Here is a 25,921-nt window from a genome sequence, read left to right as displayed (position 1 = left end):
TCAACGTCTCGGCCGGGTTAGGCCCTCCCCCTTGTGGGGAGGGTTGGGAGAGGTCTTTAATTATCTAACTTCCCGGTGCCACCAGGCAGAAGAACGCACCCTGCGGGTCCGTCGCCTGGACGATCCAGCTGCCGCCGGGCACGTCCTGCGGGCCAAACACCACCGCGCCGCCATTTGCCTTGATCCGGTCGATCGCTGCGTCGATCGCCTCGACATTGAAATAATAACTCCAGCAGGCCATCGGCACGGTTTCGGGCCTCGTCATCATGCCACCGATAGCTTTGCCTCCATGGGCGAAGATGCGGTACGGCCCCATCGCGCCCATGTCGAAATCATGGTCCTTGGTCCAGCCGAAAACCTTGGCGTAGAAGTCGAAAGCCTCGTTTACCTCACCGGCGTAAAGCTCGCGCCAGCCGACATTGCCCGGGTCTTCCGGTCCCAGTTCGCGTGGCGGATTTTCCGGTGGGATCGGCGTCATGATGCAAAGCACTGCGCCATGCGGATCGGCGACAACGGCAAACCGGCCGATGCCTGGAATATCGTCCGGCTCGCGCTGAACCCGGCCACCGAGTGAAACATATTCCTTCGCCGTCTCATCCACGTCATCGACCGCGACGTAACCCGTCCAGTTCGGCGGCAGCTTGCCTTCCAGTTCGGGCGGGAAATTCATCATGCCGCCGATGCCGGGGCAGTTTTCTCCCTCGCCCATTTCGAACAGATAATAGGACGGCAAATCCGGCATCTGTATGGAATTAACCTTCCAGCCGACAACGGCGGAATAGAAATCGCCGGCGGCCCTAGTGTCGGAGGTCATCAGCTCGCACCAGATGAATTTTCCATGAGTGGCGGAACGCGTGTTGGAAGAAGTCTGCAGCATGGCACTATCCTCGTGATCGGTTAGGGAAAGGAAGGCTCTCAGCCTTTGCGGCGATAATGCGCTTCCATGAACTGTTTCCAGCTGCCATCCGGTTGCCTGGCGCTGGAGGTGAAAGTGCGGTGGTCATCGGACAGGAAGGTGACCTGCTCGCGGTAATCGGCCATGCCCTCACCGCTCATCGTTGGCCCTGTCGTATAGAGACTGAGCGTCTTGCCATCCGGCTCGACCTCGCCTTCGTAGACCCAGAGATAATCCATCATCGAACCAAACCAGGTGCCTACATATTTGCCCTTGGCGGCGTCATGTCCGAGCGTGAGCATGGTGGTTGCGGGTTCTCCTCCTTCGCCGCCGTCTCCTTTCGGCATCATGCCGGTGCCTTCGGCGATAATCCAGATTCCCTGAAGCGAACGGACGTTTTCGACCCATGGCATTTCGCCGCTCATATCCGAGGTGACATCCCAGGTGCCGACCATCTTCTCCAGAAACCCGTGCTCGGGGCGCGGTTTTGCCATGACCATCGTCATTGTCTTTTCCTCCCTGAATATGAAATCTGCACCGCCTCAATGGCAGCAGGATGAATCCTTCTCCTTCGGCGCCGTTTCATATTCATCGTGGCGCTTCAGGAAACTCATGGTCGAGGTTTCGTTACGACCGAGCGGCGCACGGTCGAGCAACATCAGCGTGCCGCAGACCTCTTCGCCGCCGCGGGCGTAGGTCGAATAAGTGTGAAAAATCTCGCCCGCCTCGTTGCGGTAGAAGGAGGACATACCGTGTTCCTCGTCGGCGATCTCGCTCGTCGGCACCTTGCGATAATTGTATTCGACGGCACCGGATGCCCGCTCCTCATCCGAGAAGGAGACGTTGTAATCGTAGTTGAAATCATCACCAAAGGACGAGACCCAGGGGAAATTCCAGCCCATGCGCTTGCGATAGGCCTCGATCTTTGCGAGCGGTGCGCGAGAGACCGCCACCCAAGTGACGTCGTGATTGTTGAGATGCGGCAATGCGCCTTCGACATGATCGCAGAAGAAGGAGCAGCCGATACAGCCCTCGTCCCAATCCGGGCCGAGCATGAAATGATAGACAAGCAACTGGCTGCGGCCATCGAAAAGCTCGGCAAATGTCTTTCGGCCGGCAAGCGTCTCGAAGGCATAGTCCTTGTCGACCTTAACCCACGGGAGCGCCTGGCGCACCGCCCGCACTCTGTCGCGCAGGTGGGTTTCTTCCTTCTCAAGCACCAGAAGTTTAAGGCGCGCATTGCGCCATTCATCCTTGTCGACGACCGGATTGTCGGGGTTATTCTTTGCGGATGCGGTGATATCCATGCCCGGAACCTCCTCTTCCTTGACAGATTACGTTGATATCAACATGATTATTCCATGCTGTCAAATTCTGAATCAATTCCATTCTCCACGACCCTGCATGTACGGGACACCTGCCTGTGCCTGCATGTGCAGCGGGCGGCACGGGCGCTTGCCCGGCGTTTCGATGTGGCGATGAAACCTATCGGGCTGAATAACGGGCAGTTTTCGCTGATGATGTCACTCAACCGACCGGTGCCGGCGACGATGAAATCCGTCTGCGATCTACTCGCCATGGACCGCACGACTTTGACGGCGGCGCTCAAGGTTCTGGAACGGCGCGGGCTGGTCAGAACCGAGACCGACCCGAAAGATCGCCGCGGGCGACTTTTGACGCTGACCGAAGCGGGGATGGCGATGCTTTCTGCAGCCTTGCCGATCTGGACACGGGTTCACGCGGAAATCGATGCTGAACTGGGTGCTGGCGGATCGGATGGGGTGCGGCAATTGCTGGCAGGATTGAAACAAGCCTCCTAGACACGTTTCGCGTTCAGAGTGCCGTCAGAAAACGGTTCTAAGTCTCCGGCGGGATAAACCTGAGGAGATCCATGATGCGCAGACATTTCCTGGCACTAGGCACAATCGCATTTATGTCGCTGGCACCACAGGCCTTCGCGGCCACGGCTATCAATGTCATCGAAGACGGCGAAGGCGGTGGCCCCATGAGCCTCAAGATGGACCAGTCCATCATCAAGGCCGGTGAAGTCGTCTTTTCGGTGCACAATGCGGCGATGACCGAGGAACACGAAATGGTGCTGGTGAAGCTGAAGTCTGCCGACCAGAAGATCACCGTCATCAAGGGCAAGCATCGCATTGATGAAAAGCAGCTTAAAAGTCTTGGCGAGGTCGCGGATCTCAAACCAGGCGCGAACGGTTCGTTGAAAGCCAGACTTTCACCCGGTCATTACATGCTCTTCTGCAACATCATGGGCCACTATGAAGCGGGCATGCATGGGACCCTGACCGTCACCAAATAAATCAGTCGCCGAACGACCAGTTCTTCCAAATCGAGAGCGAATTCAGATGACATCGCCGATTACCTATTCTCTGCCGCAGCGTATTCTCCACTGGCTGACTGCTATACTCGTGTTGTTCAACCTGCTTTTGCCGGACGGCATGAATGCGTGGCAACACGCCATGCGGCGGACCGGAGCCGCCACCGTGGATCAGATTGCCTCGGCCAATATCCATGCCTATGCCGGCCTTGCGGTATTGCTCATGGTGTTGCTTCGGCTTTTATTGCGCAATATTCAGGGCGTTCCGGCTGCGCCCGTGAGTGAGCCTGCGATATTCAGGCTTGGGGCAAAAATCGCGCATGTTCTGCTTTACGTATTGCTGCTTATGATGCCCTTGACGGGTATCGGCGCCTATTATCTGGGCTGGGGCAGTGCCGGAGACCTCCACGCGGATATTCTCAAAGTCATTCTCTGGCTGATACTGGCAATGCATGTCGGTGGCGCACTGGCGCATCATTTCTATTGGAAAACCAATGTGCTGCGGCGCATGACGATAGGCTGATGGATCTGGCAAATACAGAGCAACCAAACGCCCGGCTCATCACCGGGCGCTTTTGATATTGGTAGCGCGGCCGCTCAGGCGGCTTCAGTCTTGTCGAAATCCGTCGACACAGAGATCGCCCTTACCCGCTCCAGCAGCGCAGTATCGGAGGCGATCTTGGCTTCGATGGCCGCGACCGTGTCGCTGCCGAGCGGTAGGCGGACCGGCGGGTTTTCCATATCGACGAAATCGATCAGCACGTCGGCGAGTTTCTGCGGATTGCCGGGCTGGTTGCGGCTGATGTGTTTTGCCTTTTCGCGCACCACGCCGGCAGTTTGCGCATAATCGGCGATTTCGATTGGGCTTACGCTCAGCGAATTGCCTTCGAGGAAATCCGTGCGGAAATAGCCGGGTTCGATGGCGGTGGCGAAGATGCCGAGGGGAGCAAGTTCGTCGGCCAGGGCTTCCGTCAGGCCTTCGACGGCGAATTTGGCCGAGCAGTAGACGCCGAAGCCGGCTGCACTGCGATACCCGCCGATCGACGAGAAATTGAGGATATGGCCGGAGCGCTGGCGGCGCATATGCGGCAGCACGGCGCGGGTAACGGACAGAAGCCCGAAGACATTGGTGCGGTAGATCGCCTCGACCTCCTCAGCACTCGCTTCCTCGATGGCGCCAAGCAGGCCGAAACCGGCATTGTTGACCAGAACATCGATGCGGCCGAAGCGGGCAATCGCGGCCTTGGCGGCATCATGGGCCTGGCTCTCGTCGTTGACATCGAGTGCGACGGCTAGAAGGTTCGGATGATCGCCGAAACGTTCCGTCACCGATTTCGGATTGCGGGCGGTGGCGACGACGTTATCGCCCTTTGCCAAAGCCTTTTCGGTGATCAGGGCGCCAAAACCGCGGGATGCACCAGTGATGAACCATGTACGCATTTTGAAATCTCCTGTTGGTTGATGCCCTTCCGTTGATCGGCGGCTGAGGAGATTTTTACGCCAGCATGGCTGGTGAGATAATCGACTGGATTCTCTTCGAGTTGATGAGTAGAATTCAGTAATGGCAATCCTCTCCCCCACCGATCTGTCGCCGTTTCTGGCGTTGGCGCGACACAAGAGCTTTCGGCGCGCGGCCGACGAACTGGGCTGCACGCCATCCGCGCTCAGCCATTCGTTGAAGGCGCTGGAGGAGCGGCTGGATGTGCGGCTGTTCAACCGCACGACGCGCAGCGTGGCTTTGACGGAGGCCGGCGAGCGGCTGCTATCGCGCGTTGCCCCCGCCTTCCGCGATATCGAGGATGCGCTGGACGATCTCAACAATTTTCGCGGCACGCCGGTCGGGCGGTTACGGATCAATGCCTCGCGGCCTTCGGCGCGGATGGTGCTTCTGCCGCTCGTCGCGCGGTTTCTGGAGGCGCATCCGAGGGTCGGGATCGAGATCGTCATCAATAACGAGCTGGTCGACATGGTGTCGGAAGGGTTCGATGCCGGTGTTCGTTTCGGCGAGCTCATCGCGCAGGACATGATCGCCGTGCCGATCGGCCCAAGGCAGCGGACGGCGATCGTGGCGACGCCCGACTTTTTCGAAAAACATCCGAAGCCGGTTACGCCGGAACAGTTGAAATCCCTGCCCTGCATCGGCTTTCGGTTCGGCACCGGTCGGCTTTACGCCTGGGAATTCGAACGCGGCGGCGTGGAATTGTCGGTGGAGGTGGATGGCGCGCTTGTGCTCGACGATCAGGACATGATGGTGGATGCAGCACTTGCAGGTGCTGGCATTGCCTTCACCTTCGAGGATCAGGTGAAGAACCTGGTGGCGGATGGCCGGCTCACGCGCGTGCTCGAAGACTGGTGCCCCTATTATTCCGGCTTCTATCTCTATTACCCGAGCCGGCGGCAGATGCCGGCGGCCTTGCGCGCCTTCGTCGATTTCGTCAGGGCGGACAGAAACGCGCAATCTGCATGATACGCGGCAAACGCGCATAATTGCCGCAGATAGCAGTTATTCTTGATTTAAACACAATCATGGATTACATAAGCTTCATCGGCATTGCTGATGAGCGCTTAACCCATGTGCTGCTCGCAATTGCCGCCGCTGCTTTCAGCTTTTGACCACGGATGTACTGGCACTGGTGGATAAAGCGGCGATGAGAGAGGTCGGAGCAATATTGCCCCGGCCTTTTTTCGTTTTTACACCCGACGTTCTGAGGCCGATCAAGGCTTGATCACCGCCGCTATGCGTGGATCTTCAGCAAAATCGGCAATTGAAAATCCCATTCTCAGTAGCGGATGATTGCGGATCGCCTGTACGCCTGCCCGTGACAGGCGAATTCGCCATGTCTGCCGTTCTGATGGTTCAGGCGCAGCAAAGGCGGAGGCCATCAGCAGCGCGATATTCAACCCGCCCTCAGGATCGCGAACAGAACGGTAGACGATCGCTTCGGCATCGGCGCTGCGGGCGGTTTCAGCAAAAGCCTGGCAGGCAGCGTAGTCCTGTCGATCTTCCCAGGCCGCACGATCCCGATCGAATGGGGCTGTGGTGAGGTCCAGGATCTTTGCGCTGTCGATCGAGACGGCAAAGGCCGTGTATTCGGCGGGATTGGACGGCAGCGGCGTGGCCGGAGATTCTGCGAAGAACAACAAACGGTAAAACGCCATTTCGGCAATCGCGGTGGAAATCTCGAAGGCCGCGTAGAAAACGCCCGGTGTTTTGCCGGCGCGGCGAAAGCGAGAGCCATGCGGATAGGCCGCGCCGTAACGGAAAGGCGTCTTCAAAAGATAATCCAGCCCTTCGCATTCCGGCGGATAGGCGGGCTTGGTTTCTTCCAGAAGGTTTTCAAGCAGCGCTTGCTCATCGACATGATCGACCAGCTTCATCGTCGAGACACGATGCTGCGCCTCGACGAGCCGCCAGACAGTCGTGCTCAGCCGTCTGAACTCAGACGAGAGCGCGGCGGGCATCCAGATAGGCAAGGACATCAGTCAGACCGGAAATGGAGAGGATCTTGTCGGCGGGAATACCGGAGAGAGCCGTATTGTGGTTCTTCAGCCAGGCGCGCGCCACCTGCTCGTCACCGCCGGTGATGGCATCGAGCGAGCGGAAAAGGCGGATCAGCAACAATGCCAGCTCGAAGGGTTTCGTCCCCTTTTCCAAGAGATGGTCCAGTCGCTTCATGCGCGACACGGATGCTTCCGACACCCCGACAATGCCGGCGAGCGTGCGGGCGCTGAGGCCAAGCCGGTCGGCAGCCGCAACAGTGGCCTTAGTCACCACCTGCGCTTCAGAGATGACGAGATCCGGCGTTTTAGATGCGTAAGCCATGGCCTTGTTCCTTTCTCAAGAAATAATATAAACGATATCTTTCCAAAGACAATGGATTTGCAGATTTTCGCATGAGATGACCCGATGGCTTTTGGCCGGAGCAGAGAATAGTGTTTCGCCTATTATTCTAGCCAAGGATCAACCGATGCCATCCGTCGAATTGCTGATCACGTTCTTCATCACGACCGCGGTGTTTGCCTATATTCCGGGGCCGGCAATGCTCTATGCCGCGGCCCAGACGATGGCGCGCGGGCGTAAAGGTGGGCTGATGGCAACGCTCGGCATTCATCTCGGCTGTTATGTGCATGTGGTGGCTGCCGCGGCCGGGCTTTCCGTTCTGTTTCACGCGGTGCCGACGCTTTATCTTGCGGTGAAGATGATCGGAGCGGGTTATCTGATCTGGCTCGGCATCTCGCTTTTCCGAGCGAAGACGAGTGGTGATCCTTCACTGCCCGCGATCGGCCAGAAATCTGCCCGCCGTGCCTTTGTGGAAAGCATCACGGTCGAGGTTCTGAACCCGAAGACGGCAATCTTCTTCATGGCCTTCCTGCCGCAATTCGTCGATGCGTCGGCCGCCTTTCCCGTCTGGCTGCAGTTCCTGATCCTCGGCGCAGTGGTGAACATGACGTTTTCTTCGGCCGATCTCGTCTGCGTGTTTCTCGCATGTGTCGTCGTCAAGGGCCTGAAGAAATCGGCTGCGGCACAAAGGATGATGCAGCGGACCGGCGGGGCGGTTCTGATCGGGCTTGGCGCTCATCTCGCCCTGCAACGGAACTGATATGGCAAAACGGCCGGAAGCCCCGAGGCTTCCAGCCGTTTTAAAAACATGGTCCGGATGCCGCCCGAAGACGGCACCTCATATGCCTACGATGTTCAGGCGACCGTGACCGGAACTTCCGTGGCGGTGCGCATGGCATGGCTGTAGGGGCAAACGATATGCGCCTTGGCGACCAGATCTTCGGCCTGTGCCTTGTCCATTCCGGGGATCGAAACGGAGAGCGAGACTTCGATACCGAAGCCGGTGCCGTCTTCACGCGGGCCGATGCCGACCGTTGCCGTCACCTTGGCGTCTTCCGGGATCTTCACCTTTTCCTTGCCGGCAACGGCCTTCAGCGCGCCGAGGAAGCAGGCGGAATAACCGACTGCGAAAAGCTGTTCGGGGTTGGTGCCGGTTGCGCCGTCGCCGCCGAGTTCCTTCGGGACTGTCAGCGTGACATCGAGAACGCCGTTTTCAGAGGCGCCGTGGCCTGCACGGCCGCCGGTGGCAGAACCCTTGGTGGTGTAGAGAATGGGCATGTTCGTACTCCCTTCGGTTAAATCGTTCGCAATTCAATTGCGTGCAATAGATTTATGCGCATTGCATTCTGACGTCAAGCCTGCGAGAATAGATTATGAAAGAGATAGAGCACGGTTTCGTGATGACAGGGGCAGAGCCGAATAAAAACGATGAGGTCGAAAGCCGCGAGGCAGCAGCCGGCGGGCTGGATGCGATGCTGTGTTTCGCCATCTATGGCGCGGCGCATGCGTTTACGCGCGCATACAAGCCCCTGCTCGAACCGCTCGGACTGACCTATCCGCAATATCTTGTGATGATGGCACTCTGGGCGGAAGATGGTCAGAAGGTGAAGGCGCTCGGCGACAGGTTGGGGCTCGACTCCGGCACGCTCTCGCCGCTCCTCAAGCGACTGGAGCAATCCGGCCTCGTCAAGCGCAAGCGCGATGCGGAAGACGAACGGCAGGTGAAGATCACGCTGACGCCGCAGGGGCTGGAGCTGAAGGATCGGTCAGCCGGCGTGATGCAAGCCATCGGCAAGGCGACAGGATGCAGCCTCGAAGAGGTGGGAACGCTGAGGGCCGCGCTGGTGGGGCTGAAGGATCGGCTTGAGGGGGCCGAGGAGAAGTAGGAAGCGGGCACCGAACTTGCCGAGGGATATCTGCATATGTCGCGAACGGGTCGATTATTTGAACTACTCAGCATACTGCGAGCACGCAGGATACCCGTCACGGCCCTCGATCTCGCGGATCGGCTGGGCGTGTCGGAGCGGAGCATATACCGGGATATTGATACGTTGCGCGCTTTGGGAGCGCCGATCGATGCACAAGCGGGCATTGGCTTTTGTCTGAGAGATGGCTACTTCCTTCCAGAATTCGCCTTTTCACCGGACGAACTGGACGCGATCAAGCTCGGCTTGAGTTGGGTGCAGCAACGCGCCGATCCGGCGCTGGCACATGGCAGTGAAAGCGCATTGGCAAAGATCCTTTCCGTTGGAAAGGCAGCTTCCGCGACGAGCGATGAAGCGTCTGGCCTTATAACGGCGGCGCCATCGTCGGAGCTTGTCGACCCACCACACGCCGCATCATTGCGAGAGGCCATTCGTCGGCAGCGCAAAGTCGAGATCAGCTATGAAGACGCTCATGGTTCATTGTCGGATCGCACCATCTGGCCGATAGCCATCGTCTATTTCGACGGTGTGCGGGTACTCGCCGCATGGTGCGAACAGAGATCGGCCTTCCGTCACTTCCGCATAGATCGGTTGCAACTGACAACCGTTTTGCAGGAGCGTTATCCCGGCCGACGACAATCAATCGTGAAACAGTGGCACGAACAGGATCGCGACTGGCGTTCACTCCTGACAGTTTCTGACAAATGAACACGCTATTCGTTTGCCGGGTGCACGCCCTCCGAGCAAAGTGTTTAAGAAAGATAAGCGAATGGCTGAATTGTCCCCAGCTGCAGTCGAGGTCTTCCTGAGTGAAGCCGACGACACGCCCATCGTGATGCTGAACCTGATCAACTTCAAACCCGATGGCGGACGGGAAAGGTATCGCCAATACCATAAGATGGCCAAGCCGATTTTGGCCCGCTTTGGCGCACAAATCCTGTTTGGCGGTGACGGCCTGCCTGTGCTCACCGCAGGGCCGGCAGCAGGGTGGGATGCTGCCGTGCTGGTTCAATATCCAAATCGGTCGGCATTCAAGAATATGGTCGCCGATCCTGAATATCAGGAGGCATTCAAGGTCGGAATTTCGGCCATTGCGGATATCGTGCTGCAGCCCATGAAGCACATGCACGGCCTCATATAAGAGGAGCATTTGCGGTTGGCCCGGTTGGCTGCCCGCGCGGCTCGATCACCCTCCGGCAATCCGCTTCACCCGCAAGCCAGCCGTGATGCAAAGCCTGCATCACGGCTCGACCAAGTCATCACGCCGAAAATTTTACCATCACGCCGCGCTGGCGAAAATAGGCCTGCATGAGTTTGCGGCCGGAACGGTTGTTCTGCGAGATCTTGGCCGGATCGAAGACGGCTTCCTTCTGGCCGGCCTTTGCCAGAGCAGCTTTCAGAGATGCGATATGGGTGTCGATATCGGCATTGTCCGCGTGGAGCGATTCATAGATGCGGTCGGTTGCGTCTTCTACGGTCAGTTCGGTCATGTTGCGCTCCTGCTTTTATTCGGCTGGCGCTTAACACATGTTTCGGTGCGATCCTAGAAATGTTCGCGTCGACTGACGTGCCGGAAAGAAAATCCCCGGCACGAGGCCGAGGATAATATCCTGAGAAGAGTTCCGTTATTGCCAGACCACGATGCGTGTCTTGGCGGGAACGCGTTCATAAAGGTCTACGATGTCCTGGTTCATCAGGCGCACGCAGCCGGAGGAGACGGCCTTGCCGATGGAGTTCCATTCGGGCGAGCCGTGCAGGCGGTAGAGCGTGTCCTGGCCGTTCTGGAAGATGTAGAGCGCGCGGGCGCCGAGCGGATTGTTGAGGCCGGGAGCCATGCCGCCGTTTTTGGCGGAATATTTGACCAGTTCCGGCTGGCGGGCGACCATCTCATCCGGCGGGGTCCATTTCGGCCATTTCTGCTTCCACTGGATGACGCCCTCGCCTGACCAGGAAAAGCCTTCGCGGCCGATGCCGACGCCGTAACGCATGGCAGAGCCACCCGGCTCGACCAGATAGAGGAAGCGCGAGGGCGTATCGACGACGATCGTGCCGGGGCGCTCGCCGGTCGGATCGACGACGCGCTGGCGATAATAACGCGGATTGATCTTCTGATAGGGGATGGCCGGGATGACGAAACCGCCATCTTGCACGCTGCCATACATCTGGGCCGCATCGGCATCGTATCCGGCCGGCTCCGGCGGCTGGGTGCTGATGCCGTCTCGATAGGTGATGACCTGCCCGCCATATGGCGTGGTCGAGGCACAGCCGGCAAGCGTCGAGGCTGCGCCCGCGCCGAGAAGAGTAAGGAAGCTCCGGCGAGAGAAAGAAGTGTCGAATGTCATGTCAGGGAGAACCATCCAGAGGAACGCGATAACGCAAAGCTTAATCGAACGATCTCGAAGGCGAAAGGTTCCAGCAGCATATGCTCCACCTCTAAGAGACGGGTCTGCGGCAAATCGGCAACGTTTACATTGACCGAAGGAACGCAAGAAGCCGCCTTGCGGGCGGCTCCAGGCTTATAATCAACGGATAATCGGTCAGGTAACGACGATCGGAGTGCCGTTCGGAACACGATCAAAAAGATCGATGACATCCTGATTGAACATGCGCACACAGCCCGAAGACGTGGCCTTGCCGACAGACTGCCAGTCCGGCGTTCCATGGACGCGATAGAGCGTGTCCTTGCCATCCTTGAAGATATAGAGCGCGCGGGCACCGAGTGGATTGTTGAGCCCTGGGGTCGCGCCGCCCTCGGCGGCAGCAAACTGGCGCAGGCCTGGATCACGGGTCACCATCTCATCGGGCGGCGTCCAGCGTGGCCATTTCGCCTTGCGCTGGATCACGCCGCGACCGGACCATGCGAAGCCGGCCTTGCCGAGCCCGACGCCATATCGCATCGCCTTGCCGCCCGGCTGAACCAGATAGAGGTAATGTGCACGGGTATCTACGATGATCGTGCCCGGCGCCTCGTTGGTGCGATAGTCGACTTGCGACCTCAGGAAACGCTGATCGACGCGCGAATAGGGGATCGCCGGAAGCGTGTGGTCGGCGTCGCGCGTGACGTCGTACATGGTTCGATAGACGGGGTTGGAAACAGGCAGGCCGTAGGTCGCGCCGAGATCGTATTTCTGGTGGAAATCCGACGGGTAGAGCTGACGCTTCTGCGGGATGGCGCCCGGCATTGGCGGCGGCTGGTTAGACGGAGGATCCTGATAGGGCGGGACGTGGAAAACCGGAGCCGTTTCCTGAACGAAAACATTCGGGTTCACGCGGCTGGTATCGGTGACGAACGGAACCTGGCAACCGGCGAGCGCCGTCGTTGCAATCAGTGCGGCCGCAAGACCGGTGGCGCGGCGAAACGATGAAAATGTGTTCGGCATAAAGACCCGCTCGAGCAGATGACGTCTATGTACACTCTGGCAGGTGGCGCTGGCGCGAAGCTGGTGTGTCTGGCGCAGCGCGCATTCCCGCGATCAGGAACGGTTCGAAACATGTTTAATCAAATTTAAATGCGCCCAGGCTAGATCTCACACGACGGTGCAGGAGGTTCAGCCGCGATGGGAGCGGTGGTGATCGTCATGTAATCGGTTCAGACAGCATCCCTGCGTATGACAGCATTTTCGCACGGGATCGCCCTTTCCCAATAGGAAGCGAAATGCAGTTCCTCGAAAATGCAAAAATCCGCACGAAGATCGTCGCGGTCATCGCACTGATGGGTGCGATCGCACTCATCGGGCTTTTCTATGTCAGCATGCAGTTCAAGAATGCCGACGAACGATACTCCTATTTCATTTCGCACGAGAGCACGGCTGCAACGCTGAATGCGCGCGCAACGGCCGGATTGCTGCAGATGGGCCTGCAGCTCGGCCTGATGCAGGTCAATGATCCGGCCTCGCCGGAATTTGCAGCTGCCGTGAAAAAATACGAGGGCGACCGCGACCTGATGAAGCAGCGCGTCGGCATGACCGTGGATCTCGTACCCACACGCCGCGCTGCCGCCGACGCCATATTGAAGGCAGTCGATGAATTCGACCAGCTGGGTCAGCAGGTCATCACGCTCGCCAAGAACGGCCAGGCGATCCAGGCACGCGCTGCCATGCGCGATGCCGGCGCCAAAGTCATGCAGGTCCTGCCGCTTTTCGCCTCCGGTAATGACGAGTTGATGAAGACGGTCGATGCCGGCACCGCCGAACTTCAGGCCGATACCAACGACACGATCATCACCGGCGTGATTGCATTGGGCATTTCGCTTGCCGTGCTTATCCTGCTTGGCCTCTACGTCGCCTCGCGCGGGATTACCGGCCCGATCGCTCGACTGAGCGACCGCATGGCGGAACTTGCTTCGGGAGAAACCAATCGCGAGATCCCTGGTCTCGACCGCCGCGACGAGATCGGCACGATGGCCCAGGCGGTTCAGGTGTTCAAGGACAACGCCTTGAAGACGCAGGCGCTTGAAAGCGAAGCGGAAGCACAGCGCAGCCTCACAGAAGAGCAGCGCCAACGCAATGCCGAGGATGCCCGCATCCGTGCCGAAGCGATGGCTGAAGCCACGAATGGCCTTGCCACAGGTCTCAAGCACCTCTCCTCCGGCGATCTGACATTCCAGCTCAACCGGGCCTTCGCCCAGGAATTCGAAAGCCTGCGCGCAGATTTCAACGCCACAGTTTCACAGCTGCGCGGAACGCTCGGTTCGGTCGCCCAGGCGACAAGCTCGATCGATTCGGGCTCGCGCGAGGTCAGCCAGAGCGCCGACGATCTTTCCAAGCGGACCGAACAGCAGGCCGCTTCACTGGAAGAAACCGCCGCCGCCCTCGACCAGATCACGACCAACGTGTCGAACTCGTCGAAGCGTGCGGAAGAAGCCCGCACCGTTGCTATCCAGGCAAATGAAAGCGCCCGCCAGTCCGGCGTCGTCGTTGCCAACGCGGTCAACGCCATGGAACGGATCGAGGAATCGTCCGGCCAGATTTCCAACATCATCGGCGTGATCGATGACATTGCCTTCCAGACCAATCTTCTGGCACTCAACGCCGGCGTCGAGGCCGCGCGTGCGGGTGAAGCGGGCAAGGGCTTTGCTGTTGTCGCACAGGAAGTGCGCGAACTGGCACAGCGTTCCGCCCAGGCAGCCAAGGAGATCAAGGATCTCATCGGCAAGTCGTCGGTCGAGGTCGAGACCGGCGTCAAGCTGGTCAGCGAAACCGGCACGGCGCTGAAGACGATCGAGACCTATATCGTCACGATCAACCAGCACATGGATTCGATCGCCACCTCCTCGCGCGAACAGTCGGTCGGCCTCGCGGAAGTCAACACCGCGGTCAACCAGATGGACCAGGTGACCCAGCAGAATGCAGCGATGGTTGAGGAAGCCAATGCCGCAGGCGCCACGCTGGCCACGGAATCGGGTCGCCTGCGCGAACTTGTATCGCAGTTCCAGCTCGGCCAGGGCTCGAGCGCAGGCTTCTCGCAACAGACAGGTGCACTGCGCCAGACGGCCTCGATGATGGCAGCGCCGGTGAAAGCCGCCTCGCGCGGCACGGCACCGGTCGCCTCGCCAGCACGCGGCATGGTCGGCAAGCTTGCCCAGGCCTTCGGCGGCGGTCGCAGCGGCGCTGCGGCGGCACCGGCAGCGGACAACTGGGAAGAGTTCTGATCATCAGATCAGCGACATGAAAAGAAGAGGCGGGATCAAGATCCCGCCTTTTTTATTGGCTCGACAAACGGCCCCGGCAGCACCCGCGATCAGGCAAACTGGTTGAAAAAATGGATGCTTTCGACAACGGCACCGGGGACGACACCGTTATGCGTGCCCGGTAGCAGTTTCTTTTCGATCGAGACGCTTGCCGATCTGGCCCGCTCCATCAGCAACTCATGGTCCTTGTCAAACGGACGTTCCTCGGAGCCGCGCAGCAGATATGTCGGGCATTTGAGGCTGGCGCCGAAACAGGCGGAGGAGCGCATGACGAATTCCGTCGGATCCTCAGGATCAAACGGCATTTCGTTCGAATATCGACCAAAATAGCGCCAGGCGCTGACACCGGCCGAGATCGGCGCGGCGGCGCGGAATTTGCGCGTCATCGAGGCCAGCAGCGCCAGCGTGCCGCCATTCGAATGACCGGCGATGAAGAAGCGATTGCGGTCTATTCCGGGCAGATTTTCCAGATAGGTCGCAGCCGCCAGCGCATCGGCGGTTTCATCGTAGAAGCCGGAGTAATAACCGGCCTGTCCGTTCTCCCCACGGAAGGACGGCAGAAGAACAACAAAGCCTGCTTCCCAATAGGGCTTCATCAGTTCCCAATGGCCGTCGCCGGTGGCATTTCCGCCGTGAAGGAAAAGCACTGCGGGTTTCAGTGTCTTCGACGGCTCGTAATGGGAAAGCCAGGCGATCAGCTGGATCGAACCATCCGGGCCGCCCGGATAGGTAACGCGTGTTGCACCCGGCGGTGTGCCGAGCGGCGGCGAGACTTCCGGCGACGGCCCCTTGCGCAGGAGAGAGGTGCGAAAATGTTTGCGCGCCTGCGCATAGTCCCGGTTTTCAAGCGGCGGGATATCCGGCGTCGGGAAGGGAGTAGCAGCGAGAGCATTTCTGGAAAGGGCACCGGCAGCGATGCCGGCAAGCACGAGGCGGCGGGTCACGATCATGGGCGAAACATCCGGAAGCGGAACGAACACATGGCACTCTTAGCAGACGATAAAATGCTGCGTGTCACATGTTCGTCAATGGGGCCGGAGGCGTTCAAGAGAACGAAAACCGGACTGCCACCCTACTTCCAGCTCAGATGATCGGCAGCCGAGCAGCCGCGCGGTGCGCGGTCATCGCCAAAACGCTTCTGCAACTGGCCGCAGCCCCACTCGTTGAGCGGCCCGGGCATGACGTTATTGATCTCCATGCCGATCTGGTCGAATTGCGTCGGCGACGTGGTGACGTACCAGGCCCAGTAACCGAGCGCAGCGACCACGGCGAGAACGATTCCGACGAGAAGCGTCTTGAAGCCCTGTATCCATTGAAGCTTCCTCTTCGGTGCGGCTTGCGGCTCGATTTCATCGGCATCCGCCTCGGCGGCACGGATCGAAGCGAGTGCCGCCTCGCGCTCTTCTGCCGTCAGGTCAATGCGCTGAAGTCCGGCATCGATCATCACCGGCAGGGCCGTCTTTCCATGGCGGACGGCGGCACCGACTAGGTTACCCCGCGGATCGGTTAGAAACAGAGGTTCCTCATCGCGCCCGAACAGCGTGTAGGCCGTGCGCTTGGTCATCCCGGGTGCGAGCTTGTCCACATAGGTGACGAACAGACGCTTGCCGCTCTTCTTCGCGGCCGTGACCGCGACCGGGATCAGCGTCAGTTCCGCCGGCCTGCATATCTGGCCGCGCACGCGCCAGACACGGATCGCCAGAAACACCATTGCGCCGCTGAGAAGCACCATCAAGCCTCCAAGGACGGCGAAGGAGATGGCCCGGTTCCAGAGCTTTTCCAGGCCGAGTGTCAGCGTGGCGAGTTCGGGACGATCGGCGGCGATGACGAGTTCGGTCATGTAGTCGCCGGAATGGATATCGACGAAGAAGAAATGCGTCTCCGTCTCGTAAGCTCGGCCCTGATAGGTATAGGCAAGCTTTGCCTCGCATTCGGTCATCACGCCCTTTCGCGTGGTGCACTTGCCGTTGCGGATGTCTCCGTCCTGCAGCACGACCGGGTTGCGGCTGATCTGATAGTCACGCCAAAGGCCCGGCCCCTGCCACCAGATGATGAAACCGGCAAGCACCATGATGACCGGCACGAACCAGAAGAAGCCGCGCGGCAGGGAAACCGCGCTGGACTTGAGAGATAGCGGGCGGCGAGGCAATGCAATTTCAGGAATGGACATCGTATTTCTCAAATATGCGCGTTGGCGATCTCGCCCACGGGGCTTTGAAAATGCAAGGCGACACGGGAAGGCCGCCGGGCGGGACAAGCGGATTGGTGCGTCGCAGAAGGCGCAACCGCTGCGTCCAAAATAATCACCTTGGCGTGAGAGGCATCCGCTAACTGACGTCATTCACAATTTAAGCATGATCGAACATTTCAGGTTTTCGCCTCGCGTGTCTCGATCATTGCGACAAGCGTTTCCAGCCGGTCGGCATCACGCGGCAGCTTGTCCTGTCTGAGCCTTGCGATACGGGGAAAACGCATGGCGACGCCGGATTTGTGGCGAGTGGAGCGGGCGATGCCCTCGAAGGCAACTTCCAGCACGAAACCGAAATCGGGCGTCGCCTTGACCGCCCTCACCGGGCCGAAACGATCGATCGTGTTGTCGCGGACGAACTTGTCTAGCACTTCCAGTTCCGCATCGGTGAAGCCGAAATAGGCCTTGCCGACGGGCACGAGCTGTTCCCCCTCATCGGTCGTGGTCCAGACGCCGAAGGTGAAGTCGGAATAATAGCTCGAGCGCTTGCCGTGGCCGCGCTGGGCGTAAAGCATGACGGCATCGATATTATAGGGATCGCGCTTCCACTTGAACCACGGCCCCTTGAGGCGGCCTGCCTGATAGGGACTGTCCTTGCGCTTGATCATCACGCCTTCAATGACCGGATCAGGCGGGTCGACTCTCAACCGGTTAAGCTCACTCCAGTCAGTGAAGGGAACAAGATCGGAGAGGTCGAAACGGTCGTGAGGGGCCTTGTCGATCACGTCAGCCAGGCGATTGCGGCGGGCAAGAAAACCCTGATCACGAATGTCCGCCTCGCCCTGAAACAGAAGATCATAGGCCCGGACGAAGGCGGGATATTCATCCATCATCTTTCCCGTCACCGTCTTGCGATTGAGCCGCTGCTGCAGATCGGAGAAAGTGCGGGTCGGAGCGTTGGTCCGCTTCGTGCCGCCGACGAGCAGCTCGCCATCGATGACACCGTCGAAATTAATTGCCTCGACGACATCGGGGAAAGCGCCGGTAATATCATCGCCTGAGCGGGAATAGAGTTTCTTCGTGCCGCCATGGCTCGACATCTGGACACGAATGCCGTCCCATTTCCATTCGGCGGCATAATCGGCCGGATCGAGCTTTTCGAGGTCGCCGTCGTCCACCGGATTGGCGAGCATGACGGAATGGAAGATCGCCGGGGTGGCAAGAGCCGGCTTGTCCGCCCTGCCCTCCAGCCAGGCGAACAGGCTTTCGTAAGGTGGTGTGAGGCCATGCCAGAGAGTTTCGATCTCGATGATGTCTTTACCACTCATATCGGCCAGCGCCTGTTTGGCGAGACGCGCGGAGACACCGATGCGCAGCGACCCTGTGGCAAGCTTGAGGAAGGCGAAGCGGCCGGATGTGTCGAGCTGGTCGAGAAGCTCGCGCACGGCACCGCGGACTTCGGTGCGACCGAGCGAATTCATCCGCTTGACGATCTCCGACAGGCGGGGTTGCGGGGCATGATCGGCAACGTCCTTGGCGCCGCCATCCCAGACGAGCGAGATGGTTTCGGCAAGATCGCCGACATAGTCGTAGGAATAACGAAACAGGACCTCGTCCATGCGTTCCATGACCAGTTCACGCAGCATGGCAGGCTTGACGCTTTTCAAATCCAGAGCACCGGCAAGGGCTGCAAGGCCATAACCGCGATCGGGATCGGGGGTCGTGCGGAAATAATCGACGAGCAGGGTGAGCTTGCCGTTGCGAGATGGGGTGAGGACGAGGCGGTCGAGCAGGGTTGCGAAGGGTTTCATGGAATGGCTCCGCAGATAGCGGGCGCTTTGCCGTGCCAGCCCCCCTCTGGCCTGCCGGCCATCTCCCCCACAAGGAGGGAGATCACAAGTGGCTGGCTCCTTGCACAAACTTGTCGCACATGACCGAGTTTCTTTAACCGCCACTTCTCCCTTTGCTGAGCTTTATCGAGGCAAGCCGGGGCGCCCAGCTGATCTCCCCCCTTGTGGGGGAGATGGCCGGCAGGCCAGAGGGGGGTGTTTCGATGCAGACGGCTCACCATCAATCCCCCTCATCCTCATAGCCCACGAGATGCAGCGGCCGGGCCGGAATGCCCTGCAGCTCGCACCACCTTACCAGCGCCTCCTCGCGCCCATGGGTGACCCAGACCTTTTGCGGGGCAATCTCCGTGATGGTGGACAGAAGTTCCGGCCAGTCACAATGATCCGAGACGACGAGCGGCAGCTCGACGCCGCCCTGTTTGGCGCGCTGGCGGACCATCATCCAGCCAGAGGCAAACGAAATCAGCGGTTCGTTGAAACGCCGCGCCCAGCGATCCTGAAAGGCGGAGGGCGGGCCGATGACGATGGCACCTGAAAATTCGGTGGGCTTGCTCTTCTCGATCGTCGCAGGTCTTAAATCCCCCAGTTCGATCCCCTGCCCCTGATAATAATCGCAGAGCCGCGCCAGCGCTCCGTGGATATAGATCGGGTCGGAATAACCGTTGTCGCGGATCAGGCGGATGACGCGCTGCGCCTTGCCGAGCGCATAGGCACCGACAAGATGGCTGCGCTCGGGAAACTGTTTCAGCGAGGTGAACAGCTTTTCGATCTCGACCTTCGGGTCGGGGTGATGGAAGACCGGCAGGCCAAAGGTGGCTTCGGTGATGAAGACATCGCAGGCGATCGGCTCGAAAGGATCGCAGGTCGGGTCGATGCCGCGCTTGTAGTCGCCCGAGACGACGATGCGCATGCCGTCCTTTTCGATGAGTATCTGGGCCGAGCCGAGAACATGGCCGGCCGGCCTGAACATCACCTTGACGCCGTTGACAAAAATCTCCTCTCCCCATGCGGCCGCCTGTTCGCTGCCTGCGAAATCCTCGCCGTAACGGATCGCCATGATGTCGAGCGTCTGGCGGGTGGCCAGCACATGGCCATGGCCGGAGCGGGCATGATCGGAATGACCATGGGTGATCAGCGCCCGTTCGACGGGGCGGACCGGATCGACGTGGAAATTTCCGATGGGGCAGAACAGCCCGGCGGGGGTCGGATGAAGCAGAGCCTCGGGTTTCATGCCTATCAAGATAGGCGACAACCCGAGACTTTCGAGAGGCGCAGTTTCGAGGACCTCAGGCCGCCGCCTTTTCCTCTTTCGGCTGGCTTGCTGCCTGCATCGTCGGAAGCTGGATCGGCTTCAGGCAGAGGGCTGCGACGAGACCGATCAAGGCGATGGTTGCCGCAACGAGGAAGAGCGGCGAAAAGACATCGTGATAGACGGCCGCGACGGCCTGGCGCGATGCCTCGGGCAGAGTTGCCAGGATCTTTGGCGTCAACGTCTCGATATCGGGCAGGCCGGGGATTTCAACAGGATGGGCCTTCAAACCCGTGCCGATGATCGCACCGAAGAGCGAGATGGCGATCGAGGCGCCGCCCATGCGCATCAGCGCCACGGCGCCGCTTGCCGCGCCGACATCGCCACGTGGCACGGCATTCTGCACACCGATGATCGGCGCCTGCTGGCCGAAGCCGACCGACAGGCCCTGCAGGAACATGATCAATGCCACCATGACCAGAGAAACATCGTGGCCGATCTGCGAGAAGCAGAACAGCATGACGACGCTCATGGCGAGGCCGATGACAGTAAAGGGCTTGTAGCGCCCGGTAATCGAGATAAGCCTGCCGGCCGAGATCGAGCCGGTGACGATGCCGCCTGTCAGTGCGATGAAAAACAGTCCGGCGGCAGAGGGTGAAAGGCCGGTCGTCGTCTGCAGGAAGAGCGCATAATAGTTGACGAGGCCGATGCCGACCGAACCGGCGCAGAGCGAGATGATGAGGTAGAGCGAGAACGTGCTATCGCGGAAAAGCTTGAGCGGCACGATCGGTTCCGGCACCCGGCTTTCGACGAAGACCCAGAGGCAGGCGCAGACGATGCCGCCGGCCAGAAGAGCGAGCGACGCGGGTGCAACAAGCGAGCCGAAAATCTGGCGGCTGTCGGCAAAGGCGACGAGGCAGGTGATCGTCGCGGCCAGAACAGCGGCACCGATATAGTCGATCTTCGGCTGACGCGTCGGGCGGCGATAGGGCAACATCAGGACGAGACCGGTGATGACGATGACGCCGAGCGGCAGGTTGATGAGGAAGATCGAACGCCAGCCGAACAGATCGCTCATCGTGCCGCCGAGAACCGGGCCGAGGCTACCCGACGCCATGATCATCAGGCTGGAATAGCTCTGGTATTTGGCGCGTTCGCGCGGCTCGAAGAGATCGGCATTGATCGAAAAGATCGACACCATGATGCCGCCGCCGCCCAGTCCCTGAAAAACGCGGGCGGCAATCAGGCTGTCCATCGACCAGGCAAAACCGCAGGCGAGCGAACCGAGCGTGAAGATGACGATCGCCGCCAGCATGACGTATTTGCGGCCGAAGAGATCGCCCAGCTTGCCATAGATCGGCATCACCGCGCTGGTGGCGAGCAGAAAGGCGGAACTGACCCAGCCGAAACGTTCCATCTGGCCGAATTCGCCGACGATCGTCGGCAATGCCGTGGAAACGATCTGGTTGTCGAGCGTCGCCATGAAAAGCGCCGCCATCAGGAAGCAGAAAACGATCAATCGCTGGCGGTGGCTGGCAACCAGCGGGACGACGGGGGATGCGGGAGGTGTCATGGCGTATCCAGTGTGAGCCGAATTTATGTGCCTTTAGCATATAATTGTCAATCGCACCCAGATGCGAGCGGCAGATAATTCTTGCCCGGATATACAGCTCTGCTATTTTCCTTCGCCATGACAAAGACAGTGACCGAAGAACACTCCATTCAAGCCGCCGCCGATATTGCCCATATCAGCGAGGTCATGGGTAGGATGCGGCTGCTGATCGGCCGCAGGGTGATCAGCCGGACGCTGGTCGACAATCTTGCTCCGAGCCTCGAAATCTCACACCTGGATGCATTACGGGCAATGAACCGTATCGGCGGCGAGGTCACTGTCGGTGCAATCGCCGATGTGATGCGGCTCGATCCATCACGCGGGAGCCGGCTGGTTGCCGAACTGGTGACGCAAGGGCTTTTGCGCCGTGATGCATCGCAAGCTGACGGACGCCGGTCGATCGTCGTGCGAACGGAGCTCGGCGACCAGCTGATGGCACAGGTCGATGCGACCAAACGCCGGCTGCTTGCCTCCATGCTCGATGGCTGGAGTGAAGAGGAACTCAACGTCTTCGCCGGGCTGTTCGACAAGTTCGTCAGCAAGTTCGAAGAAACCTATCCGAACGAGAAGGCCGGCAGCCCGAGTGCTGCGCGTATCCTCACCAGCGCCTGACAATCACCCACAGATAGTCAGCCTGTCGCGGCCGAGTTCCTTGGCTTCGTACATGGCGCGGTCAGCGCTTGCCAGGAGATCCTCTGCAAGCTCGCCGTCTTCGGGATAGAAGGCGACGCCCATGCTGCAGGTCGCGCCGATGCTTTCTCCCTCAACCAAGACAGGTTCGGCAATGAGGGCCCGCAGCTTATCCAGACGCCGCAACACGCCGCTGCGGTCGCCATCCGGATTTGAGAAGACGATGGCGAATTCATCGCCGCCCAGCCTGACGATGAGATCGCTCGCACGGATACAGTGAGCCATGCGATCCGAAAGCGTCTTGAGAACTGCATCACCAGCTGCGTGGCCGTGGGTATCGTTGATCGCCTTGAAATTATCGAGGTCGATATAGGCAACCGTCACCTTGCGGCTTTCGCGCCGCGCCTCGTGCAGGCTGCGATTGAACTGGCTCCAGAAAAGCGTGCGATTGGGCAGGCCGGTGAGCGGATCGTGATGCGCCAGATGACGGATACGGCGTTCGCTTTCAGCACGCTCTATGGCAATGCCGGCAAGATCGGTGGCGATCGCCATCAACTCCAGTTCAATCGTCGTCGGCTCGCGCCTTGTGGGCGAATAAAGCGCAAATGTGCCAAGCACGCGCGCCTCGGCGCCGATGACCGGCGTCGACCAGCAAGAGCGAAAACCGAACAGGGAACCAAGCTCACGATACGGCTCCCAAAGCGGGTCGGCCTCTACGTCCGCGACTGTCACGAGCGTACCGGTCCAGGCCGCCGTACCGCAGGAACCACGACTTGGACCGATTTCTATACTCTCGATGAGCTGCACATAGGAAGGTGAAAGACCGGGGGCCGCGCCTCCTGAGAACCGCTTGCGGTCCTCGTCAAGCAGCATCACAGCGCCCTTTACATCATGAAGCTGAGCATCGATAAGCCGGACGATCGCATTCAGCACCACATCCAGTGGCTGACCACGCGCGATCATTTCCAGCAGGCGCGCCTGGCCGTGGCGCAGCTCTTCCTGCCGTTTTCGTTCGCTGATATCGCGCGAAATGCTGATCAGACCGACTATCTGCCCGGCAGAATTCCTGAGCGCAATTTTCGAGATGGACAACCAGAACGTCTTGCCGTCATGGCGGACGAGATATTCGTCCTGCTTCTCAACGGCCAAACCACTTTCCATCACCAGCTGCTCCATGGCGAAAAGCCGGTTGGCGGTCTCTCCGATAAAGACATCGAAATCGGTCTTGCCGATCAGGCTGGAGTAATCGCTGATATCGGCCGCACGGCAGGCTGCTTCGTTGGCGAAGACAAACCGGCTACGGCGGTCCTTGATCGAAATGAAATCGGGCAACTGATCCAGCACCCTCAGCGCCGTCAGCTCCTGCAACGCCTCCGCAAGGTCCAGCGCGCAACCGCTGTCCATAACGGTGCGTCGCAATCGCTCGCACGCATCTTCCAATGCTTCCCTCGGTGTTTCCACCGTCATCTCATATGATACGGGAATTACCATGTCCGTCTCCAAGCCCCCGAAACGTCCAGAAATTGCATGCCCCACGCAATACACCTTAAAAAGCAATTGCTACCCCTTGCTTAATAAAATCGTGCGATGACATGTCTTGTTGAGATGATTGCAAAGTTTTTACCCGGATACGCAAATATTTGTGACGCAGGTCGATCACAGATACTGCAATGGGAAACTATTTATTGACGTGGTGAGGCAAGCTGGATGATTTCGAAACGTCGACTGTTGACAGGGCTGGTCGCAGCGGCCTCGACTGCGGCTCTTGCCCGGTCGGCGGCAGCCCGATCAGCGGCTATCTCCAGCGGCGAATTGCGTGGCTCCATCGATGCAAGCGCACACGGCATCGTGCCGGGTGGAGGGGAAACGACGCATCGCAACCTCCAGCGCCTGCTTATCGAGGCAGCGGGGAAAAACATGCCCGTCTACCTGCCGCCCGGCGACTATCCGATATCGAGCCTTGATCTGCCCGATGGCACCCGCCTGATCGGGATTGCCGGCGCGACACGCCTGATCCTGTCCGGCTCCGGGATATTGCTGCGGGCCGAAAACGTGCGCCGCATCGAACTGTCGGGCCTGGCCATCGATGGTGCGGGGCGCGCGGCTGGTGGAGATGCCCCGGCGCTTGCGCTGTTTCGCAACGTGGCGGACCTCGTCATCGAAAATTGCGACGTGGCGAATGGGGGCAAGACGGGGCTGCATCTGGAGGCATGCGGCGGCAGAATTACGCGCAACCGGATGACGCGCGCTGCCGAATACGGGCTTTATGCGGTCAATAGCACCAATCTCACGGTCGCCGACAATATCGTCTCGGACTGTGGCAATGGCGGCATTCTCATTCATCGCTGGGAAAAAGGTCGGGATGGGACGATCGTTTCCGGCAATCGCATCTCGCGCACCGGCGCGGGTAATGGCGGCACCGGCCAGTATGGCAATGCGATCAACCTTTACCGCGCCGATGACGTGATCGTTTCCGGCAATCACATCTCGAATTCGGCCTTTTCCGCGATCCGCGCCAACAGCGCCTCGAACGCGATGATATCTGGCAATCACTGCAGCGCATCCGGCGAGACGGCGATCTACGCGGAATTCTCCTTCGAAGGCGCGATGATCTCGGGCAACTTGGTGGATGGCGCGGCCAACGGCATTTCGGTCGTCAATTTCAACGAGGGCGGCAGGCTTGCCACCATCTCCAACAATATCGTGCGCAACCTGCGCCTGGTTGGCCCCTACACGGTCGAGGACCCGATCTTCGGCGTCGGCATCAGCGCCGAGGCGGATACGGCGGTGACGGGTAATGTGGTCGAGAACGCGCCCTATGGCGGCCTGGCATTCGGTTTCGGGCCTTACCTGCGCAATGTCACGGCGACCGGCAATATCGTGCGCGACGCTGGGGTGAGCTGCGTCGTGACGGTGGTGGAAGGTGCAGGTGACGCTATCATCGCCAACAACATCTTTCAGGGGGCGAGACGGGGCGCGATCATCGGGTATCGGTGGAGAGAAGCATCGACCGGGGATCTGGCAAAGGGCGGAGCAGAGCGATTTTCGCATCTGACGATCGAGGGCAACCGGGTAAGCTAGAGATCGAGGTCGAACGTTTCGTCATCAGCATCGATATCGCGGCCGCGGTGATAGATACGAAGAATGGTGACCGTCTGTTTTTCGATATCAAACGCTATCGTCGCTTTATATCGATATCCCACCATGCGAATGCCGGGGCGAATATCGTCTCGCCGCATTCCTCGATGCGGGAAGGTAGCAAATCCCGCACAATAATTACGGATCTTGCCTATATATCCGCGCGCCGCAGCAACCCCCATTTCGGATGCCAGATATCGGAAAATTTCATCGAGATCTCTGATTGCCCGAGGCGAGAAAACGACGTCGTAGATCATGACTTCCGTTCTTCTTGAAGTAGTTGTGCCATTGTCACATCGAGCCGGCGATCCACTTCTTCAATCGAAAGCGCTCGCTCCGGATGAGCTTTCATCTCATCGTATGCGGGTGCAACCTCCTCCACCAGCCACCTTTCGATCGCCGCGTCGCGGGCGATCAGGGTGCGCAGGCCGTCGCGAATGACTTCGCTTTCGGATGCGTATTCACCGGATGCGACCTTGGCCTTGACCATTTCCGCCATCTCGATCGGAAGCGTGATGCTGAGGGACTGGGTGGTACGCATGGAAGCTCCTTGAGGTTATCCGACA

29 protein-coding genes are annotated in these 25,921 nt (G+C 59.5%); 11 read left to right on the top strand and 18 right to left on the bottom strand.

The features are described from left to right. Positions 1-64: 64 nt before the first annotated feature. Genes MRBLMR1_RS17535 through MRBLMR1_RS17525 form a run of 3 tightly spaced genes read right to left on the bottom strand, consistent with a single transcriptional unit; the run spans position 65 to position 2,202 of the window. Positions 65-877, bottom strand: coding sequence for a VOC family protein (locus tag MRBLMR1_RS17535; protein WP_148143982.1), 813 nt, complete (start codon positions 875-877; stop codon positions 65-67). Positions 878-915: 38 nt separating this feature from the next. Then, complete coding sequence (locus MRBLMR1_RS17530; protein WP_148144097.1) at positions 916-1,395, bottom strand: DUF1579 domain-containing protein; 480 nt, start codon at positions 1,393-1,395, stop codon at positions 916-918. Between the two features lie 42 nt (positions 1,396-1,437). Then, the gene (locus MRBLMR1_RS17525) at positions 1,438-2,202 is read right to left on the bottom strand and encodes a DUF899 domain-containing protein (protein WP_148143983.1); all 765 of its coding nucleotides are present in this window, start codon (positions 2,200-2,202) and stop codon (positions 1,438-1,440) included. Positions 2,203-2,259: 57 nt separating this feature from the next. Here MRBLMR1_RS17525 and MRBLMR1_RS17520 point away from each other — a divergent pair, with 57 nt between their 5' ends. From MRBLMR1_RS17520 to MRBLMR1_RS17510, 3 genes are all read left to right on the top strand, one after another. Continuing rightward, a complete protein-coding gene (locus tag MRBLMR1_RS17520; RefSeq protein ID WP_183685064.1) occupies positions 2,260-2,715 on the top strand; it encodes a MarR family winged helix-turn-helix transcriptional regulator in 456 nt (151 codons plus the stop codon). Between the two features lie 74 nt (positions 2,716-2,789). After that, positions 2,790-3,215, top strand: a complete 426-nt coding sequence (locus tag MRBLMR1_RS17515; RefSeq protein WP_246435918.1) for a plastocyanin/azurin family copper-binding protein — start codon at positions 2,790-2,792, stop codon at positions 3,213-3,215. 46 nt (positions 3,216-3,261) lie between these two features. After that, complete coding sequence (locus MRBLMR1_RS17510; RefSeq protein ID WP_148143986.1) at positions 3,262-3,756, top strand: cytochrome b/b6 domain-containing protein; 495 nt, start codon at positions 3,262-3,264, stop codon at positions 3,754-3,756. A gap of 74 nt (positions 3,757-3,830) precedes the next feature. On the opposite strand, the gene MRBLMR1_RS17505 is transcribed toward MRBLMR1_RS17510, so the two are convergent. Beyond that, positions 3,831-4,673, bottom strand: coding sequence for an oxidoreductase (locus MRBLMR1_RS17505; RefSeq protein WP_500065406.1), 843 nt, complete (start codon positions 4,671-4,673; stop codon positions 3,831-3,833). 121 nt (positions 4,674-4,794) lie between these two features. Between MRBLMR1_RS17505 and MRBLMR1_RS17500 the strand changes: the two genes are divergently transcribed. After that, a complete protein-coding gene (locus MRBLMR1_RS17500) occupies positions 4,795-5,700 on the top strand; it encodes a LysR family transcriptional regulator (protein ID WP_500065404.1) in 906 nt (301 codons plus the stop codon). A gap of 248 nt (positions 5,701-5,948) precedes the next feature. Here MRBLMR1_RS17500 and MRBLMR1_RS17495 read toward each other — a convergent pair whose 3' ends face one another. Next, a complete protein-coding gene (locus tag MRBLMR1_RS17495; protein WP_148143989.1) occupies positions 5,949-6,713 on the bottom strand; it encodes an RES family NAD+ phosphorylase in 765 nt (254 codons plus the stop codon). Then, positions 6,673-7,056 carry an MbcA/ParS/Xre antitoxin family protein gene (locus tag MRBLMR1_RS17490; protein WP_148143990.1) on the bottom strand — a complete coding sequence of 128 codons (384 nt, stop codon included), beginning with the start codon at positions 7,054-7,056 and terminating at the stop codon, positions 6,673-6,675. The genes MRBLMR1_RS17495 and MRBLMR1_RS17490 overlap by 41 nt, the downstream gene beginning before the upstream one ends. Before the next feature lie 145 nt (positions 7,057-7,201). Here MRBLMR1_RS17490 and MRBLMR1_RS17485 point away from each other — a divergent pair, with 145 nt between their 5' ends. Beyond that, positions 7,202-7,834 (top strand): LysE family translocator, encoded by a 633-nt coding sequence (locus MRBLMR1_RS17485; protein ID WP_148143991.1) that lies wholly within the window; start codon positions 7,202-7,204, stop codon positions 7,832-7,834. Positions 7,835-7,929: 95 nt separating this feature from the next. Here MRBLMR1_RS17485 and MRBLMR1_RS17480 read toward each other — a convergent pair whose 3' ends face one another. Next, positions 7,930-8,352 carry an organic hydroperoxide resistance protein gene (locus MRBLMR1_RS17480; protein WP_148143992.1) on the bottom strand — a complete coding sequence of 141 codons (423 nt, stop codon included), beginning with the start codon at positions 8,350-8,352 and terminating at the stop codon, positions 7,930-7,932. Between the two features lie 194 nt (positions 8,353-8,546). Between MRBLMR1_RS17480 and MRBLMR1_RS17475 the strand changes: the two genes are divergently transcribed. The 3 genes from MRBLMR1_RS17475 to MRBLMR1_RS17465 all read left to right on the top strand — a co-directional run bounded on the left by MRBLMR1_RS17475 (position 8,547) and on the right by MRBLMR1_RS17465 (position 10,140). Continuing rightward, entirely contained in the window at positions 8,547-8,960 is a 414-nt protein-coding gene (locus MRBLMR1_RS17475) for a MarR family winged helix-turn-helix transcriptional regulator (protein ID WP_246436014.1), read from the top strand. A gap of 36 nt (positions 8,961-8,996) precedes the next feature. Further along, positions 8,997-9,707, top strand: a complete 711-nt coding sequence (locus MRBLMR1_RS17470) for a helix-turn-helix transcriptional regulator (RefSeq protein WP_148143993.1) — start codon at positions 8,997-8,999, stop codon at positions 9,705-9,707. A gap of 61 nt (positions 9,708-9,768) precedes the next feature. Further along, positions 9,769-10,140, top strand: coding sequence for a DUF1330 domain-containing protein (locus MRBLMR1_RS17465; protein ID WP_148143994.1), 372 nt, complete (start codon positions 9,769-9,771; stop codon positions 10,138-10,140). Between the two features lie 118 nt (positions 10,141-10,258). On the opposite strand, the gene MRBLMR1_RS17460 is transcribed toward MRBLMR1_RS17465, so the two are convergent. The 3 genes from MRBLMR1_RS17460 to MRBLMR1_RS17450 all read right to left on the bottom strand — a co-directional run bounded on the left by MRBLMR1_RS17460 (position 10,259) and on the right by MRBLMR1_RS17450 (position 12,379). Next, a complete protein-coding gene (locus MRBLMR1_RS17460; protein ID WP_148143995.1) occupies positions 10,259-10,489 on the bottom strand; it encodes a hypothetical protein in 231 nt (76 codons plus the stop codon). A 135-nt stretch (positions 10,490-10,624) separates the two neighbouring features. After that, positions 10,625-11,341: a L,D-transpeptidase family protein gene (locus MRBLMR1_RS17455; RefSeq protein ID WP_148143996.1), complete on the bottom strand. Its 717-nt coding sequence runs from the start codon at positions 11,339-11,341 to the stop codon at positions 10,625-10,627. Between the two features lie 195 nt (positions 11,342-11,536). Next, positions 11,537-12,379 (bottom strand): L,D-transpeptidase, encoded by an 843-nt coding sequence (locus tag MRBLMR1_RS17450; protein WP_148143997.1) that lies wholly within the window; start codon positions 12,377-12,379, stop codon positions 11,537-11,539. A 275-nt stretch (positions 12,380-12,654) separates the two neighbouring features. On the opposite strand from MRBLMR1_RS17450, the gene MRBLMR1_RS17445 reads away from it, so the two are divergent. Beyond that, positions 12,655-14,649 carry a methyl-accepting chemotaxis protein gene (locus tag MRBLMR1_RS17445; protein WP_148143998.1) on the top strand — a complete coding sequence of 665 codons (1,995 nt, stop codon included), beginning with the start codon at positions 12,655-12,657 and terminating at the stop codon, positions 14,647-14,649. Between the two features lie 89 nt (positions 14,650-14,738). On the opposite strand, the gene MRBLMR1_RS17440 is transcribed toward MRBLMR1_RS17445, so the two are convergent. The 5 genes from MRBLMR1_RS17440 to MRBLMR1_RS17420 all read right to left on the bottom strand — a co-directional run bounded on the left by MRBLMR1_RS17440 (position 14,739) and on the right by MRBLMR1_RS17420 (position 21,548). Next, a complete protein-coding gene (locus MRBLMR1_RS17440) occupies positions 14,739-15,638 on the bottom strand; it encodes an alpha/beta fold hydrolase (protein WP_148143999.1) in 900 nt (299 codons plus the stop codon). Between the two features lie 122 nt (positions 15,639-15,760). Then, entirely contained in the window at positions 15,761-16,858 is a 1,098-nt protein-coding gene (locus MRBLMR1_RS17435; protein WP_210297762.1) for a hypothetical protein, read from the bottom strand. 197 nt (positions 16,859-17,055) lie between these two features. Then, complete coding sequence (locus MRBLMR1_RS17430; RefSeq protein ID WP_148144000.1) at positions 17,056-18,687, bottom strand: cisplatin damage response ATP-dependent DNA ligase; 1,632 nt, start codon at positions 18,685-18,687, stop codon at positions 17,056-17,058. Between the two features lie 259 nt (positions 18,688-18,946). Continuing rightward, positions 18,947-19,957, bottom strand: a complete 1,011-nt coding sequence (locus MRBLMR1_RS17425) for a ligase-associated DNA damage response exonuclease (RefSeq protein ID WP_183684986.1) — start codon at positions 19,955-19,957, stop codon at positions 18,947-18,949. Positions 19,958-20,012: 55 nt separating this feature from the next. Further along, positions 20,013-21,548, bottom strand: a complete 1,536-nt coding sequence (locus tag MRBLMR1_RS17420) for an MDR family MFS transporter (RefSeq protein ID WP_148144002.1) — start codon at positions 21,546-21,548, stop codon at positions 20,013-20,015. 129 nt (positions 21,549-21,677) lie between these two features. Between MRBLMR1_RS17420 and MRBLMR1_RS17415 the strand changes: the two genes are divergently transcribed. Beyond that, a complete protein-coding gene (locus MRBLMR1_RS17415; RefSeq protein ID WP_500065398.1) occupies positions 21,678-22,199 on the top strand; it encodes a MarR family winged helix-turn-helix transcriptional regulator in 522 nt (173 codons plus the stop codon). 3 nt (positions 22,200-22,202) lie between these two features. Here MRBLMR1_RS17415 and MRBLMR1_RS17410 read toward each other — a convergent pair whose 3' ends face one another. After that, positions 22,203-23,708 carry a diguanylate cyclase domain-containing protein gene (locus MRBLMR1_RS17410; protein WP_500065396.1) on the bottom strand — a complete coding sequence of 502 codons (1,506 nt, stop codon included), beginning with the start codon at positions 23,706-23,708 and terminating at the stop codon, positions 22,203-22,205. 216 nt (positions 23,709-23,924) lie between these two features. Here MRBLMR1_RS17410 and MRBLMR1_RS17405 point away from each other — a divergent pair, with 216 nt between their 5' ends. Further along, positions 23,925-25,298: a TIGR03808 family TAT-translocated repetitive protein gene (locus tag MRBLMR1_RS17405; RefSeq protein ID WP_148144005.1), complete on the top strand. Its 1,374-nt coding sequence runs from the start codon at positions 23,925-23,927 to the stop codon at positions 25,296-25,298. Here the strand turns inward: MRBLMR1_RS17405 and MRBLMR1_RS17400 are convergent. Then, positions 25,295-25,612, bottom strand: a complete 318-nt coding sequence (locus MRBLMR1_RS17400) for a type II toxin-antitoxin system RelE/ParE family toxin (protein ID WP_148144006.1) — start codon at positions 25,610-25,612, stop codon at positions 25,295-25,297. The two genes, MRBLMR1_RS17405 and MRBLMR1_RS17400, sit on opposite strands and share 4 nt — an antisense overlap. Beyond that, positions 25,609-25,896, bottom strand: a complete 288-nt coding sequence (locus MRBLMR1_RS17395; protein WP_148144007.1) for a type II toxin-antitoxin system ParD family antitoxin — start codon at positions 25,894-25,896, stop codon at positions 25,609-25,611. Before MRBLMR1_RS17395 ends, MRBLMR1_RS17400 begins: the two co-directional genes overlap by 4 nt. Between the last annotated feature and the right edge of the window lie 25 nt (positions 25,897-25,921).

Source organism: Neorhizobium sp. LMR1-1-1.1, from assembly GCF_040675795.1.
Lineage (GTDB): Bacteria > Pseudomonadota > Alphaproteobacteria > Rhizobiales > Rhizobiaceae > Neorhizobium > Neorhizobium cellulosilyticum.
Note: the sequence above shows the minus strand (reverse complement) of the source record. Positions and strands in the feature narration are given on the sequence as shown.